The 14,467-nt window shown below is 64.3% G+C and carries 14 protein-coding genes; all 14 read right to left on the reverse strand.

Going from position 1 to position 14,467, the window contains the following annotated elements; genetic code table 11:
- A partial coding sequence (gene glpK, locus BN423_RS09690) for a glycerol kinase GlpK (protein ID WP_019240052.1) occupies positions 1 to 1,527 on the reverse strand: 1,527 nt, incomplete at its 3' end.
- Positions 1,528 to 1,540: 13 nt separating this feature from the next.
- Positions 1,541 to 2,281, reverse strand: a complete 741-nt coding sequence (locus BN423_RS09695) for an L-threonylcarbamoyladenylate synthase (RefSeq protein WP_019240053.1) — start codon at positions 2,279 to 2,281, stop codon at positions 1,541 to 1,543.
- 339 nt (positions 2,282 to 2,620) lie between these two features.
- The gene (locus BN423_RS09700; protein WP_019240054.1) at positions 2,621 to 3,790 is read right to left on the reverse strand and encodes a N5-glutamine methyltransferase family protein; all 1,170 of its coding nucleotides are present in this window, start codon (positions 3,788 to 3,790) and stop codon (positions 2,621 to 2,623) included.
- 469 nt (positions 3,791 to 4,259) lie between these two features.
- Positions 4,260 to 4,979: a GntR family transcriptional regulator gene (locus BN423_RS09705; RefSeq protein ID WP_019240055.1), complete on the reverse strand. Its 720-nt coding sequence runs from the start codon at positions 4,977 to 4,979 to the stop codon at positions 4,260 to 4,262.
- A gap of 264 nt (positions 4,980 to 5,243) precedes the next feature.
- On the reverse strand, positions 5,244 to 6,218 hold the full coding sequence (locus BN423_RS09710) for an aldo/keto reductase (RefSeq protein ID WP_019240056.1): 975 nt from the start codon (positions 6,216 to 6,218) through the stop codon (positions 5,244 to 5,246).
- Positions 6,219 to 6,221: 3 nt separating this feature from the next.
- Positions 6,222 to 7,265 (reverse strand): zinc-dependent alcohol dehydrogenase, encoded by a 1,044-nt coding sequence (locus BN423_RS09715; protein ID WP_019240057.1) that lies wholly within the window; start codon positions 7,263 to 7,265, stop codon positions 6,222 to 6,224.
- A 46-nt stretch (positions 7,266 to 7,311) separates the two neighbouring features.
- A complete protein-coding gene (locus BN423_RS09720) occupies positions 7,312 to 8,511 on the reverse strand; it encodes a mannitol dehydrogenase family protein (RefSeq protein WP_019240058.1) in 1,200 nt (399 codons plus the stop codon).
- Between the two features lie 18 nt (positions 8,512 to 8,529).
- Positions 8,530 to 9,369: a PTS system mannose/fructose/sorbose family transporter subunit IID gene (locus BN423_RS09725; RefSeq protein ID WP_019240059.1), complete on the reverse strand. Its 840-nt coding sequence runs from the start codon at positions 9,367 to 9,369 to the stop codon at positions 8,530 to 8,532.
- Positions 9,359 to 10,129 (reverse strand): PTS mannose/fructose/sorbose/N-acetylgalactosamine transporter subunit IIC, encoded by a 771-nt coding sequence (locus BN423_RS09730; protein ID WP_019240060.1) that lies wholly within the window; start codon positions 10,127 to 10,129, stop codon positions 9,359 to 9,361. The genes BN423_RS09725 and BN423_RS09730 overlap by 11 nt, the downstream gene beginning before the upstream one ends.
- Complete coding sequence (locus BN423_RS09735) at positions 10,129 to 10,959, reverse strand: sugar phosphate isomerase/epimerase family protein (protein ID WP_019240061.1); 831 nt, start codon at positions 10,957 to 10,959, stop codon at positions 10,129 to 10,131. Before BN423_RS09735 ends, BN423_RS09730 begins: the two co-directional genes overlap by 1 nt.
- Positions 10,960 to 10,983: 24 nt before the next feature.
- Positions 10,984 to 11,844: a class II fructose-bisphosphate aldolase gene (locus BN423_RS09740; protein WP_026089078.1), complete on the reverse strand. Its 861-nt coding sequence runs from the start codon at positions 11,842 to 11,844 to the stop codon at positions 10,984 to 10,986.
- Between the two features lie 36 nt (positions 11,845 to 11,880).
- Complete coding sequence (locus BN423_RS09745) at positions 11,881 to 12,342, reverse strand: PTS sugar transporter subunit IIB (protein WP_019240063.1); 462 nt, start codon at positions 12,340 to 12,342, stop codon at positions 11,881 to 11,883.
- A gap of 59 nt (positions 12,343 to 12,401) precedes the next feature.
- On the reverse strand, positions 12,402 to 12,827 hold the full coding sequence (locus BN423_RS09750) for a PTS sugar transporter subunit IIA (protein WP_019240064.1): 426 nt from the start codon (positions 12,825 to 12,827) through the stop codon (positions 12,402 to 12,404).
- 320 nt (positions 12,828 to 13,147) lie between these two features.
- The gene (locus tag BN423_RS09755) at positions 13,148 to 14,260 is read right to left on the reverse strand and encodes an ATP-binding protein (protein WP_019240065.1); all 1,113 of its coding nucleotides are present in this window, start codon (positions 14,258 to 14,260) and stop codon (positions 13,148 to 13,150) included.
- Between the last annotated feature and the right edge of the window lie 207 nt (positions 14,261 to 14,467).

The raw sequence follows: 14,467 nt of genomic DNA on the forward strand, positions 1-14,467 counted from the left end.
CGCGCGGGAGACCGCGTCGTGCCAGCCGGCGAGTTCGCGGGCGCGCTCCTCGGCATCCATCCCCGGCTCGAAGCGGCACGCCACGTCGCGGTTCTGCCGGATCTCCTCGCGATCCTCCCAGTAGCCCACGGCAAGGCCGGCGAGGTAGGCCGCGCCGAGTGCCGTCGTCTCCACCGCCTCCGTCTGCACGACGGGAATGCCCAGGATGTCGGCCTGGAACTGCATGATGAAGTCGTTGCGCGAGGCGCCGCCGTCCACCGAGAGGCTGTCGAGCGTGCAGCCCGCGTCGGCCTCCATGGAGCGCAGCACGTCGAAGCTCTGGAACGCCATGGACTCGCAGGCCGCGCGCACGATGGTCGCGCGGTCGGACGCGCTCGTGAGGCCGTAGATGAGCCCGCCCGCGCCCGCGTCCCACCACGGCGCGCCGAGCCCGCTGAACGCGGGGACGAGGTAGCATCCGCCGTTGTCCGGCAGCGACCGGGCGATCTCGGCCGTCTCGGAGGCGCTCGAGATGATGCGCAGCTTGTCGCGCAGCCACTGGATGACGGAGCCGGCGTGGAAGATCGAGCCCTCGAGCGCGTAGCTCACCGTGCCGCCCTCCGCGATGCCGACGGTCGCCACGAGGCCGTTCTGGGACTCCACCACCGTGTCGCCCGTGTTCATGAGCATGAAGCAGCCGGTGCCGTAGGTGTTCTTCGCCTCGCCGGGCTCGAAGCAGCAGTGGCCGAAGAGCGACGCCTGCTGGTCGCCCGCGACGCCGGTGATGAGCGGCATGTGGGTCATGATCTCGCCCGAGACGCGGCCGAACTCGCCCGAGCTCCAGCGCGGCTCAGGCAGCATGCAGCGCGGGATGCCCAGCAGCTCGAGGAGCTCGTCGTCCCAGTCGAGCGTGTGGATGTTGAAGAGCATGGTGCGGCTCGCGTTGGTGTAATCCGTTGCGAACACCATGCCGCCCGTGAGGTTGTAGATGAGCCATGTGTCGATCGTGCCGAACATGAGCTGGCCGGCCTCGGCGAGCTCGCGGGCGCCGCTCACGTTGTCGAGGATCCAGGCGATCTTCGTCGCGGAGAAGTAGGCGTCCGGCATGAGGCCCGTCTTGGCGCGGATCATGTCCGCGTAGCCGTTCTGGGCGAGGGCCTCCGCGTGCGGCGCGGTGCGGCGGCACTGCCAGCCGATGGCGTTGTAGATGGGCTGGCCGCTGTCGCGATCCCACACGACGGTGGTCTCGCGCTGGTTGGTGATGCCGATGGCGGCGATGCTATCGGAGTGGATGCCGCTTTTGAACTGCACCTCCATCATGACCGCGATCTGCGAGGCCAGGATCTCGGTGGGGTCTTGCTCCACCCAGCCGGGCTGGGGGTAGATGGCCTTCACGGGGCGGGACGCCTGCGCCACGATGCACCCGTATTCGTCGACGATCACCGCGCGCACGGACGTGGTGCCGCAGTCGAGCGCCATGATGTAGCGGCTCTTGGTGTACGCGTACATCGAATCGACGAGCTTCAGGTCTTTCAGCGAGAGCGCCATATGCCACCTACCACTATGCTTCCTGCACGGCGGCCGCGCCCGCCCGGGCGGCGACCCGCAGGATCTCTTCATCGGAAAGCGCCCCGTGGCGCGCGATCACGACCGCGCCCGAGACGCAGGACACGATGCTCGACGCGTCGCGGCAGCGGGTCTCGCCCGCGTCGATCGCGGCGTCGACGCCCGCGAGCACCTCCGGCTCCACGGCGTCGAACGATGCCGGGGCGGGGTTGCCGTGCGTGTTCGCGCTCGTGGTGGCGAGCGGGCACCCGCAGGCGCGGATGAGCGCGGCGACGACCGGCGAGGCGGAGCAGCGCAGCGCCACCGTGCCGTCCGCCGCCTGCATGAAGCGCGGCACGCGGTCGCTCGCGCGCACGATGAGCGTGAGCGCGCCCGGCCAGAACGCGGCGGCGAGCGCGCGGGTCGCGTCGTCGATATCCCGGCCGTAGCGGTCGAGGTCCTCGACACCCGCGACGAGCCAGGGCACGGTCTGGGTGAGCTCGCGACGCTTGACCGAGAAGATGCGGCGGTACCCGGAATCGGGCGGTGGAAGCGGCGCGCCGTTCACCTGCGCGTCGGCGGCAGTGCCTGCAGGCGGCTGCCATGCCATGAGGGGCTCGACCGCAACGCTCAGGCCGTAGACCGTCTCGGTGGGGATGAGAGCGAGCCCGCCCGCGGCGAGCACCTGCGCGGCCCGGTCGATCCCCGCGTCGTGCGCGGCAAAATCCAGCCCATCTGTGCGGTATATCTCCGGCATCGACCGCCGACCGTCCTTTCCCCGACCTTCTCGCGCCCTTCCCAAGGCGATGCATCGTGTCGATGCATTGTCTCACGAGCGGGACGCGCGGGCGGGGGCAGATGCGTTTCCAGAACGCAAACGGGGTGATGATTTCGCCCAAAGGGGTGTCGTGTGTCGAAAATGTGACGGGCGCGGGACAGAATTGGGGTGCGGGGATGGTTGCGGCCCCTCCCCTGTCGCCCACTGAGGTGCGCGGGTGGTTGCGAGTTGTCTTGTCGCCCGCCGGGGATGCCGAGTGGCTGCTGCCCGTCTCACTGCCCGCGGGGTACACGGAGCGCGGGGCGCCGCGGCGTCCTGCTACCCCGTGTGCGCGAAGATGAAGCGCTGCCTGCCGGTCAGGTCCTTCAGGATCTCGACATCGTGCATGCCCGCATCGGTGCAGATGCGAGCCGCCTCCTCGAGCGAATCCTCGAAGAGCTCGCAGGCGAGCAGGCCGTTTTCCTTGAGCATGTACGGGGCCGCGGAAACCAGGCGCCGGAACACGTCGAGCCCGTCACGGCCGCCGTCGAGCGCGAGCTCGGGCTCGTAGTCCCGCACCTCGCGCGGAATCGCCTCCATCACCGAGGACGGGATGTACGGAGGGTTCGAGACGAGCACATCAAATGAGAAGCGCTCCTCGGTGCGGACGGGTGCGGTGAGGTCGCCGCGGCGTATATCCACCGCCTCGGGCGAGATGCCGAGCTGGGAGCGGTTGCGCTCGGCAAGGTCGACCGCCTCGTCGCTGATGTCGGTCGCCACGCAGCTCACGCAGCCGGGGCGCTCCGTCGCGAAGGCGAGCGAGATGCAGCCCGTGCCGCAGCCCACCTCGAGCACACGAGCGGGACGCACTTCGGGCGTGGACGCGTGGGCTTCGGCGGGCGCGGCGTCGGGCGCGGCGCCCGATGCATCCTGCACGGCGGGCATCGGGGTGTTCGCGCTTTCGTCCTGCACGGATTGCACCGGGGCTTCCGCTGAAACCTCCCCCGCGGTGTCCGCCGCCTCCGTGCCGTCGCCCGCCTCCGCAGTCGCAGCGGCAGCGCGCGCGGCGGCCTCGGCCTGGCGGGTCGCCTCGACCTCCGCGTTCCACGGCAGGGCGACGCGCTTGCGCCGGGGCTTCTGCCACCCGGTCACGTTGCGATCGAGGTATTCCAGCACGTAATCCACGAGCAGCTCGGTTTCCGGGCGCGGGATGAGCACGCCCGGCGCGCACATGATGCTCAGCCTGCGGAACGCCGTCTCGCCCGTGATGTATTGGAGCGGCTCGCCCAGCGCGCGGCGCTTGATGCCCTGGTGCATGGCGTCGAGCTCGTGCTGCTCGAGCGGAAGGTCGCGCTTGGTGAACAAGTCGATCCGCTCAAGGCCGGCGGCGCTGCAGAGCAACCACTCGGCCGAGATGCGCGGCTGTTGCACCCCGCGGCGCTCGAAAAACTCGGTCGTCCATTCGAGGCACCGACCGATCGTCCAAGGTTTCTGCATCTCGTCAGCCATGCTATCTCCCCCGCCCCTCACGTCCCGCCGATTCTACCGTAACGCGCGGGCGCACCACGCCGTCGCGCGCTGCCATCGCCCGATGCGCATACCCTATCGCATGCATCCGACCGAAATCCAAGCGTTTCTGGCACAAACCTTGCCAGATCCTTGTCGCGAATCTGGCAGGCGGAACGCATGCCCAGCTCGCACCCCGGCCATCGCGCGCAAATTCAGATACCAGTGGTTCTTTTCGGCAGCTATTCGCCACAATATCTCTAGATGTCGATGCCGGCACGCGATAGTGAGCGCCGCGCTCACCTCGTCGCGAACGTCGCCGCATGCGAACCGCCCGCGCGCCTTCATAAACAAAGTTGTCAACTTTACACGCGAAGGGCGTTCTGAACAGCGCTTCGTAAACAGAGTTGTCAACTTTGTGCTCGAAGCGGGCGGCACCGGGACGCGCTCGCGCCTGCGCCGTTTCTGGCCGCTACAGATCGAGCATGTACCGCGATCCCACATAATATTGGCGACCGATGTAGATGGGCTCGCCGAATTGATCGAGCGCATACGTAGTCGTATGCAGCAGCGGCTCGCCCACGGAAATCTGCAGCGCGCTCGCCTTCGCCGCAGACGCCCCGATCGCCTGGACTGTCATATGATCCTGCTTGACCGGCCTGCGTCCATACAGCGTATCGAGTGCCTCGTAGATCGAACCGTCCTTCAAGTCCATGGAAAACAATTCCTTGGTATCCCGATACGGCAAGAAGAGGTTTTCCTCGAAGATGGGAAGGCCGTCTGCCATGCGGACGCGCTGGATGTGCACAAGCAACTCGCTTGCATCGAGGCCGAAAAACTCGCGCTCATCGGCTCGCGGCGGAACGATCTCCTTTTTGATCAGGCGAGCACTCGAAACGTGCCCCTCCTCGCGGCAAATCTCAGTGAAGCTCTTCGGAGCCTTGCCGCGCAGCACGTTTCTCCTCATGCGTGGTGCGCAAACAAACGTCCCCAGCCCGCGGCGCTTGATAAGGTACCCATCGTTGCTGAGGTCCTCGATAGCGCGGCGCACGGTGATACGGCTTACGGAGTACGTCTCGGAAAGCTCCGTCTCGGTGGGAATCTTGCTTTCGGGAGGATAGACCCCATCGTTGATGGCCGTCTTGATATCTTCGTAGATGCGCTGATACAGCGGCTGCTCTTTCGAGGGCACGATGCGCTCCTTGATCCATACCTTCGAGCGATGCATGATCTGGCGGATACATCCGGATCATGGTGTCATCGCCGTTAATACATCTATAACCTATTGGCTGGCAAACGTCTATAACCTTTTACCCCATCGGCACCAAAACCGCACGTCACACATACAGTTGTATGAAAGGGCGAGCCGGCTCAGCACCAGCTCGCCCTCGGTCGTCTGCACGGCGGAGGCTCTGCTGCCCTCGCGGCGCACGACGTTCTGTTCCCCGCACGCCGATTAGGACGTGGCCTCCGTGATACCGAGGCGCTCGAGTTCGCTATCGAGCAGGTCGATATCATCCTGCGCGAGCTCCCAAGAGAACGTGGCGCAGTTCTCCTCGGCCTCGCGCACGTTGCGCACGCCGGTGAGGGCGGTCGTCACGAAGCTCTTCTGGGTGCTCCAGTTGATGGCGATCTGCGCGAGCGGCTTGCCGTACTTCTCGGACACCGCATCCATGGTCTTCAGGAACTCCTGGATCTTCGAGAACAGGGGCTCGCGATAGAACGGATAGAAGGTGTTGCGGAAGTCGTTCTCGGCGAAGTTGGGCTTCTCGCGAATGGAGCCGGTAAGGATGCCCGAGCCAAGCGAACCCCAGGTCATGACATCGATGTCATGCTCCTCGCACCACTGAAGCTGGTGCAGGTCGGCCTGGTTCACCATGGAGAACGGCAGCTGCACGATGTCGATGTCGGCGTACTCGGAGGCCTGGGCGATGTAGTCGATGTCGACGTTGCACAGGCCGAGCATGCGCACCTTGCCCTGCTCCTTGAGCTTCTGCACGTACTCCATCGTCTCCTTGATGGGCGTGCCGAAGTCATCCGGCCAATGCATGAGGTAGATGTCGAAGTAGTCGGTGCCCAGACGGCGCACGGAGTCGGCGAACTCGCGCTCGATCGAGGCGGGCGTGCTCTTATGGACGCCCTTGCCGTCCTCGATGTAGGAACCGTACTTGGTGGCGAGCACGATCTTGTCGCGGTCGTAGCCCTTGATGGCCTTCCCCACGACCTCCTCGGAATGGCCGGAACCATAGATGGGCGCGGTATCGATGAGGTTCACGCCTCCATCGATCATCGCCTGGATGGCGCGGATGGACTCGGCGTCATCGACCTCGCCATAGCTCGCGCCGAGGGAGTTCGCCCCGCCGATTGCCCAGGTACCCACCGTGATTGCCGAGATATCCACCCCGGACTTCTTCATGGTCTTGTAACGCATGTGCTACTCCTCGTTGCAGATGACGCTGATACGGAACATGCCGGGCTCGCAAGCGCGCTCGAAAGCATGCTGGATCTGGTCGAGCGGGATCTTCTCCTCGACGAGCTCCTCGAAGTTTGCGGCGCGCATGTTGATGAGGTTCGCGGCTTCCTTGAAGTCGACGTAGTCGGCGCCGTAGGTGCCCACGATCACCATGCGGCGGTAATGCACGGTGTTCGGATCGAGCTCCCACTTCGGCGCCGGGTAACCGGCGGCAAAGATGAGCAGGCGGCCGCGCTTCTCCTTGAGCATGTCGATGGCCTGGGCGTAGGCGCTCGCCGCCGCCACGGCCACGATCACGCCGTCCGCACCGCGCCCGCCCGTGAGCTCCTTGACCTTCTCGACGGGGTCGACGGCGGAAACATCGATGGCCTCGAGGCCCAGGCGACGCGCAGCCTCGAGCTTCTTGGGCATCATCTCGGTGATGAGCACGCGGCAACCATGGGCCTTCGCCACGAGCGCGTTCAGGATGCCCATGGTTCCCGCGCCGATGACCACCACGGTGTCACCGAAGTCGCAACCGAAACGACGGAAGCCGGCGCAGCACGTGCCGAGCGGCTCAAGCAGCGCGGCCACGGAGGGGTCGATGCCGTCATCGATCTTGTAGCACGCGACCTCGCTCGAGACCACGTACTCGGCGCAGCCCGCGTTGCCGAAGAAGCCATCGTCGTTCGGATGGTCGGCGCTCATGAGGTGCGGGCACTCGCTCGTGCGGCCCTCACGGCTCGGGAGCGTGTAGGGGTCGTAGTAATAACCGCTCGCAACGTAATCGCCAACCGCGACGCTCGAGACCTCCGAACCGACGGCCTCGACCGTGCCCGCCCACTCATGGCCGAACACGAGCGGCGTGGGGCGGTTGCGCGAACCGTTGAACGCGCCGTACTCCGACGTGCAGATATTGTCCGCCGCGACCTTGACGAGCACCTCGTGGGAGGCGAGCTCGGGCAGCTCGCGGTCGATGACCTCGGCCTTTCCAGCTGCGCGCAGAACCGCTGTCTTTACCTTCATGGTTTCCTCTCTCACAATCTTGATAAACGCCCCAGGTCGACACGAATCAGGCTGCTGCAGCCAGGATGTCGCGCACCTGCTTCTCGATGAGCTGGACGAGCACCGCATCAGAGGCGGCCGCGACGTCGCCCAGCGGCTTCTCGCCCGCGTTATCCACCTCGAGCCCGCACACCTCGTGCATGAGCCCCCGGAGGCACGCGGTGTCAGCGGGGTCGACCCCGCGCTCCCCCGCCAGGTACATCAGGCCGTATGCGATGCCGCGCGCCAGGTAGAAGGGCACGATGCCCTGTTGCAGGCACATCAGGGCAGGCCCGACGAAGCGGTTGCCGCGCGAGAGCTTCTCCTCTGCGCCCGCCATGACGCGGCCGACGGGGTCCTGCACGCCGGCATCGAGCTTCGCCATGATGAACGCGACCCACTCCGCATCCTCCGACGCATCAAACGCGTAGGTGCGCGTCACCGCTGCATGCGCCTCGTCGAAAGCACCTGTGATGCACGAGCGGATCCACGAATCGTGGTAGCAGTCGCAGATGTAGGACAAGCCCGCGTGCGCCCCCATGAACGCCGCCATGGCGTGCAGCATGTTTCCGCAGTACACCTTGCGATAGATGTGCCCCTCGGCGCCGTGCACGTAAGACACATGCGCCACGTCGAGGCGCGGCCCCATCCAAGCGTCCGCATCGATCTCGAGCCCCGGGTTGGCCGAGACTACGACCTGCCAGGGGTTCGCGCCAGCGGCGCTGGGCACTCCGGCAGCGAGCACCATGACCTGGCATACGCCCAGATGCTCAGCGGCATAGGAGCGCTCGGCCGGGCTGAGCCCCTCCTCGATGAACCCGCGCACCTTGGCCGGGGCTCCGAGGGCGTTCACGCACAGCAGCACGTTGAGCGGCCGGTCGCAGCCCGCGGCCGCACGCCGGCGCACCGCCTCGGCGATCACCCGGGCAATGCCCTCAAACGCACCTTCGTATACGCAGCACGCGGCCACGTCGATGTGCTCGAGCGCCTCGACGATCGGCTCGTCGGTCGAGCTGTCCACGATGTCGAAGGCATCGACGCGCGTCGTCTCGTCCACCGCGTTGCCATCGGTCACGCGAACGTCGTAGTAGCCCTGCGCCTCAAGCTGGCGCATGCCCTCCATATAGAGGTCGTAGAGATGGAGCCGGTAGCCCTCGCGGGCGAAGAGCAAACCGACGACGCCGCGCCCGATTTTGCCCGCACCGAGAATCGCGATGTCACGTCCCATAACGAATCGTCCTCCCCGTTACCCGATGATGCCGCACAGGGCGAGCGCGACGCCCACGACGATAAGGCCGATGAGCAGCACGACCACGTTGACCTTCTTCTTACCGAGCAGCCAATAACAGGCCAGCACCAGCAGGAGCGGCAGCATCTTCGGCATGACGGTGTCGAGAAGGCCCTGGAGCGCCGTGGGATCGGTGCCGCCCGCGCCACCGAAGGTGATGGGCGTGGTAAGCGCCACGTTCGTGGCGGTCATGGCACCGATGGCGGCGAGGCCGATGACGCTCGCGGCATATGAGATCTTGTCCATGATGCCCGTGGAGGCAGCGTCCTCGAGGAAGCGCGTGCCCATGCTGTAGCCCATCTTGAGCGTCCACCAGCGGGTGATGAGCTGGGGGATGTTGAAGATGAGGAAGAAGAGCACGGCGCCGGCGATGCTGCCCTGCATGCACAGGTCGATGGACACCGAGACGGCGATGACGCGCAGGGTCGAGTGGAAGACGGTGTCGCCGATAGCCGAGAGCGGTCCCATGAGGGCGGTCTTGACGCCGGTCACCGCGTTCGTGTCGAAATCGTCGCTCTGGGCATTCTGCTCCTCGAGCGCAAGCGTCACGCCCATGGGCAGACCGGAGACGTACGGGGTCACGTTGAAGTACTCGGTCATGTGACGGCGATACGCATCGACGCGCTTCTCTTTATCGTCCTTGTAGATCTTCTTGAGCGCGGGGATCATGGCATAGGTGTAGCCGCTGTGCATCTGAGCCGGGTAGTCGTTCATACCGTTCAGGTGGATGCCGCGGCTGAACACGGTGAGCAGGTCCTTGCTGCTCAGCAGGCCTCCCTGCTTGACGTTAGAACTCATTGTCGTCCTCCTCTGCAGCAGTCGAGAGCGCGGGCTTGTCCTCGCGGGCGAATACGATGAGCACCACGGCCGCGGTCGCGAGCAGCGTCACGGCGATGGTGGGCATGACCAGGTACGCGGTGAGGATGAAGCCGATGAAGAACCACGCGGCTACCTTCTTGTCCATGATCATGGTGAGCAGGAGGCCGAAGCCCACGGCGGGCAGCAGGTTGCCGGCGGAGTTCAGGGCGTTGATGATGTTCGTGGGGATGGAGTTGACCGCTGCCTCCATGGCGCCGCTGCCGAAGTAGATGGACAGGAAGCCGATGAGGAAGTACAGGCCGAACTGGCTCACCCAGGCGCCCACCCAGAAGATGGCGCGGGCGGCGCGGTCGTTGTCGTTCAGAAGCTGCGCCTTCATAGCCTCGCCGAAGAAGGCGTTGATGAACTTGCAGAGCACGTAGGCGAAGCCGCCGATGAGCGCGAGCGGCACGGCGAACGTGGTGCCGATACCGGTGCCGGCTCCGGTGATCACTGCGAGCGCGGTCGAGACGCCGGCTGCGGTGCCGCCGTCGGGCGAGACCGCCGCGCCGATGGGGAACGAGCCCAGGAACACGATCTCGAGCGAGGCGCCGATGATGGCGCCGGTGGCCACGTCACCGAGCACGAGGCCCACAAGCGCGCCCTCGACTATGGGGCGGTTGAGCATGCAGTAGCCGAAGAAGTAGTCCATCTTGCACAGGCCGACCACCAGGCCGGTGAGCAATGCGGGAATAAGCATTACCGTTCACATCCCTTCAGTGTTTCTATCGAACGCGCGAGCGCCTCGCGCGGGCGATCGTAATAGGCAGATGCGGTCATCTCGAGCGCACAGTCCCCCTCGTAGCCATGCGCCTCGAGCTCCTGCAGCACCGCGCCCGGCTCAAGCACGCCCCGGGAGTCTCCCCATCCCAGGTGCGCGAACACATGCGGGTCGAGGTTCGTCAAGTGCACGTACCCGACACGCTCCCCAACCTCCCGCAGGTGGGCGGAGAGGCTGTCGCCGTTGCGGGCGATCGTTCCGGTATCGAGCGTGGCGCGCAGGTTCTTCTCATTCACCTCCCCAAGCAATCGAGATAGGCCGTCTGCATCCATCACGAGCCGATACTGGGTTCGCGACAAGGGTTCCACGCAGACCTCGATCCCCTCCTCTGCCGCCATGTGGCAGATGGCGCGCAGCATGGTGCAGAGCGCATCCCAAGCCCGCGACGGGTCGTCGTCGAGCAGGCGCCATCCAGCGTTGACCGAGATGCGCCGGGCGCCTAACCGGGCAGCGAGCGACACGATCTGGCGGTAATAGCCCTCGGTAAGCCGCTGCACCTGGCTATCGGATGAGGCGATGTTGTACGCCTTGGGATTGCTCTGCTCGGGCGTGAGCGTCCGGATGCGCACGCCGTACCGGCTCACGAGCCGGGCGACTTCGGACGCGTTGTATACGGCGTGCGCATCGATGTTGACGTGCTGGTTGCAGAGCCAAAGGTCGACGTCGCGGATATCGAGCGAGGCCACATCGGTCAGAAAGCGCTCGAAGCTCCAATAGCGCCAAATCTGGTTGGTGGGCAGAAAGCGCATGGGAACCCTTGCCTGTCACGTTGCCTACGCCTTGCCGGTGCAGCCGAAGACGTTCATGTAGTGCATGAGCGCTTCCTTATAGGCCGCAGCGCCGATCTCGTCGTACTGGCAGGCGTTGATCTTCTTCTTGTTGGGATCGACATCCGGCGCGTAGTCGGACTCGATGGTCGCCTTGACCGCCATGTTCGACGCCTGCGACAGGTCGGTCCAGAGGTTCACCTTCTGGATGCCGCACTCGATCGCCTTCGCGATGAGGTCATCACCGGTGCCGGAGCCGCCGTGAAGCACGAGCGGCACGTCCACGCTCTGGGCGATGGTGGAAAGCAGGTCGTACTCAAGGTGCGGCGTGCCCTTGTAGGCCCCGTGGCTCGTGCCGACGGCGACCGCGAGACAGTCGACGCCCGTCTCCTCGACGAACGAAGCCGCCTCTTCCGGATGCGTGAGGCCGGCGTCGCGGGTCTCCTCGTACTCATTGCCCTGGCCGACATGGCCAAGCTCCGCTTCGACCGACACGCCGACGGCATGGGCGATCTTCACGATCTCCTTCGACTCGGCGACGTTCTGCTCGTAGGGAAGCGTGGAGCGGTCGACCATGACCGAGCTGAACCCGGCGCGGATGGCGCGGATGATGTGCTCGAAGGGGCCGCCGTGATCGAGGTTGAGCGCGAACGGGACCTTCGGATAGCGGCGCTCGTAGAAGCGCGCGAGCTCGCCCATCTCCTCGATGCCGAAAACGCCGGGGCATCCCAGGATCACCGGGGCATCGAGCTCATCGGCGGCCTGCAGGCAGGCTTCCATGGTGAAACGGCTGAAAACGTTCGGCGCCGGAATGCCATAGTGACCCTTCTTGGCGTCTTGCAGAAGTTCATGCATAGGTGTAAGCATGGCTGGACCCTCTCTTCTCCTTTGAATCGAATATGGTTAGGCGTAGATGGTCTTCGTCTCCGTGGGCACCTGGCGAATCTCGAGCTCGATGCCGCGTGCCCCGAGCTCGTGCAGCATGTCCTCCTCTTCGGGAAGGAGGAAGATCGCCTGGCTCACCTGGCGCGCACCCTCGCGCTTCTTGATGCCGCCGAGGTTGATGCTCGTGATTTCCGGTATCGCGTCGCAGATGCGTTTGGCGTCGGCAACGCTGCCCGTGACGATAAAGAGCTTGTACTTGTCGGTCACGCCGCTCTTGATGGCCTTGATGCTGTCCTCGACGGTCTTGACGACGAGCTTGATGCCCTGCGGCTTCGCCAAGCGCAGCGTCGCCATCTTGAGGCTATCGGTCGCGGAGTCGTCATCGGCGATGAGGATGCAGTCGGCTCCGATGGAGCGCACCCACGAGAATCCGACCTGCCCGTGCAGCAACCGGTGGTCGATGCGGAAGAGCTTGATCACGTCGTTGTCCTTTCTGGATTGCCCCGCGCGAAGGGGTCGCTTCCGCGCGAAGCCATGCGTTAAAACTCGTTGGCGTCCGCCTCCGCCGTGCTCCCGACGAGGCCGTTCACCAAAGCGATGCCGTCGCGCGCTCGCTCGACGATGCTCGGCAGCTGCTCCGAGACGGTGTCCGCGGGGCACACCGCGACCTCGAGCAGAAGAGCGAGGTTGAGGCCGCATACCAAGTGAAATGGATACTCGCCGAGCAGTTTGGTGAACTCGTTGTTCACAGAGCCGCCGAGCACATCGGTAAGTACGATGAGCTCCGTGGTGGCGTAGTCGTTCTCGGCGACTGTCCGGCGAAATAGCTCCTGATAGTCCGTGTCGCTATCCACGTATGCCGTGATGCATTCGATGGGGGTCTGGTCGCCGAAGATCATCTTCATCGAAGTGAGGATGCCCTCCGAGAATCTACCGTGCGTCGCGACGACGATGCGCTTCTCCATGTCACACCCCCTTCCCGCCAGTTGATGCCAAACTCACGGTGCAAAAGCACGCAGTGCCCTCCGTGTTCGTAAAAGTAATATACGTCTATTACGTTCTATATGTCTATAATTTATGCGAACGGTCTGTATGGCGCCGTGAGTGGTTATGCGAGTAGATTGGGGGAGGTGCCGCCGTCGTTCACCTGTGAAGCGGTGCGACGCGCGGGGAGGACTCTCGAACCTTGGCGTAAAAATAGGGGCACCCAAGCGGATGCCCCATCGGAAGCTGTTTGGTTGCGGTGGGCGATATGGCCGGAAGCTCACTCTTACTCCGCCCTCTGTTACAGGTCGGCGTATTCTCGCTTCAAATAATCCTGCAGGTACGGAACGTCGAAGCGCACGAACCCGCGACCAGCAGGCTCGATCACGCCTGCATCGATGAGGCGCTTTCGATACTTCTGCGCATAATCTGCCTTCACATCCAGGCGCTCCGCGATGTCACTCATCTTCGAGCGCCCATCGTCTCGGGACATAGCGACGAGAAAGTCGACATCGCGCTCGGATAAGGCCAGGAGCGTCGTCATGCATACGTCGCGCTCAAAATCATCTCGCGCGACAGAGCAACATACTGCGAGCAAATCATCTGTCGCGATGCCGCCGTGCGGGAGCCGCTGCGAAATGTTGTATCCCACGAGCTGGAGCAGATACGGTGAACCTTTAATCTCACGTGCCAGACAATCGAGCTGGTCTTTGCTTATGACGATGTTGAGCGTCGAGAACGCACGATCCAAAAACGCAATGACCTCGGAATCCCGGAGCGGCTCAAGCCGCACGCGGTCCGCGCGGTTCAAGAAGGTGAGCACGCGGTCGTTGAGCGTCGCAGACACCGCGCCCGGCAGCCCTGCCAACACAAGCGAGACGTCGAGGCGCTCGCCGATGAGCTCCTGATACACCGCGACAAGGCTCCGCACATCGGGTGAATTTGCCTGCAGCTCATCGATAAGAATTAAGATGCCGTGACCGCGCGCGGTAAGCGTCCGCGCCAGCTGCGTAAGACGAAATGCCGCGCTCTTCGTTTCCTGCACGTCGCGACTGAATTCCAGACCTGCAGAGAATCCGAACGCGCCGATGCTCCCGCCCGACACGCGGGTCGACCTCGGCTCGCCCACGTATCGCTGACCCGCATCCTGAATCTTCTCAACAACGCGTTCGAGCATGCCCTCCGTAGCAATGGTCGGTGTTGCGACAACGACACCCTGCTTCGAAGCCCGCTCGGCAAGTTCCAGGAGCAGCACGGTCTTGCCGCTTCCTCGTTGGCCGAGCAGGACCGTCGACCGTCGACGATTCCCCGGCTCGGTCGCCAAGCCGGAAAGCATCTCGCTGAGCACATCCTCGCGTCCGACGAGGTATGAGGGTCGGTTGCCAAACGCTGGGGAAAAGATAGGTTGCTCCACGATGAACCCCCTTCGAAGTTTGGCGGTATCTGCTCTATTCGACCATAATCGAGCTGCTGTTTTCCTTTTTTTCCTATTTTTTCCTTTTTTTCCTATTTGTCAATGAGGATGGACTGTAGTCGGCATGCAGGCGCCGCCGTATGTGAACCGCCCGCGCGGACCTTCATGAACAGAGTTGACACCTTTACACGCGAAGGGCGCTCTGAA

Origin of the sequence: Enorma timonensis (genome assembly GCF_000321165.1) — a bacterium.
In the GTDB taxonomy this organism is placed as follows: domain Bacteria; phylum Actinomycetota; class Coriobacteriia; order Coriobacteriales; family Coriobacteriaceae; genus Enorma.

What these genes read in the sequence shown, in the direction of transcription:
- BN423_RS09725 (WP_019240059.1), bottom strand. Translation starts at nt 9,369, where the DNA reads ATGAGTTCTAACGTCAAGCAGGGAGGCCTGCTGAGCAGCAAGGACCTG.
- BN423_RS09720 (WP_019240058.1), bottom strand. Translation starts at nt 8,511, where the DNA reads ATGGGACGTGACATCGCGATTCTCGGTGCGGGCAAAATCGGGCGCGGC.
- BN423_RS09700 (WP_019240054.1), bottom strand. Translation starts at nt 3,790, where the DNA reads ATGGCTGACGAGATGCAGAAACCTTGGACGATCGGTCGGTGCCTCGAA.
- BN423_RS09710 (WP_019240056.1), bottom strand. Translation starts at nt 6,218, where the DNA reads ATGCGTTACAAGACCATGAAGAAGTCCGGGGTGGATATCTCGGCAATC.
- BN423_RS09730 (WP_019240060.1), bottom strand. Translation starts at nt 10,129, where the DNA reads ATGCTTATTCCCGCATTGCTCACCGGCCTGGTGGTCGGCCTGTGCAAG.
- BN423_RS09695 (WP_019240053.1), bottom strand. Translation starts at nt 2,281, where the DNA reads ATGCCGGAGATATACCGCACAGATGGGCTGGATTTTGCCGCGCACGAC.
- BN423_RS09740 (WP_026089078.1), bottom strand. Translation starts at nt 11,844, where the DNA reads ATGCTTACACCTATGCATGAACTTCTGCAAGACGCCAAGAAGGGTCAC.
- BN423_RS09715 (WP_019240057.1), bottom strand. Translation starts at nt 7,265, where the DNA reads ATGAAGGTAAAGACAGCGGTTCTGCGCGCAGCTGGAAAGGCCGAGGTC.
- BN423_RS09750 (WP_019240064.1), bottom strand. Translation starts at nt 12,827, where the DNA reads ATGGAGAAGCGCATCGTCGTCGCGACGCACGGTAGATTCTCGGAGGGC.
- BN423_RS09735 (WP_019240061.1), bottom strand. Translation starts at nt 10,959, where the DNA reads ATGCGCTTTCTGCCCACCAACCAGATTTGGCGCTATTGGAGCTTCGAG.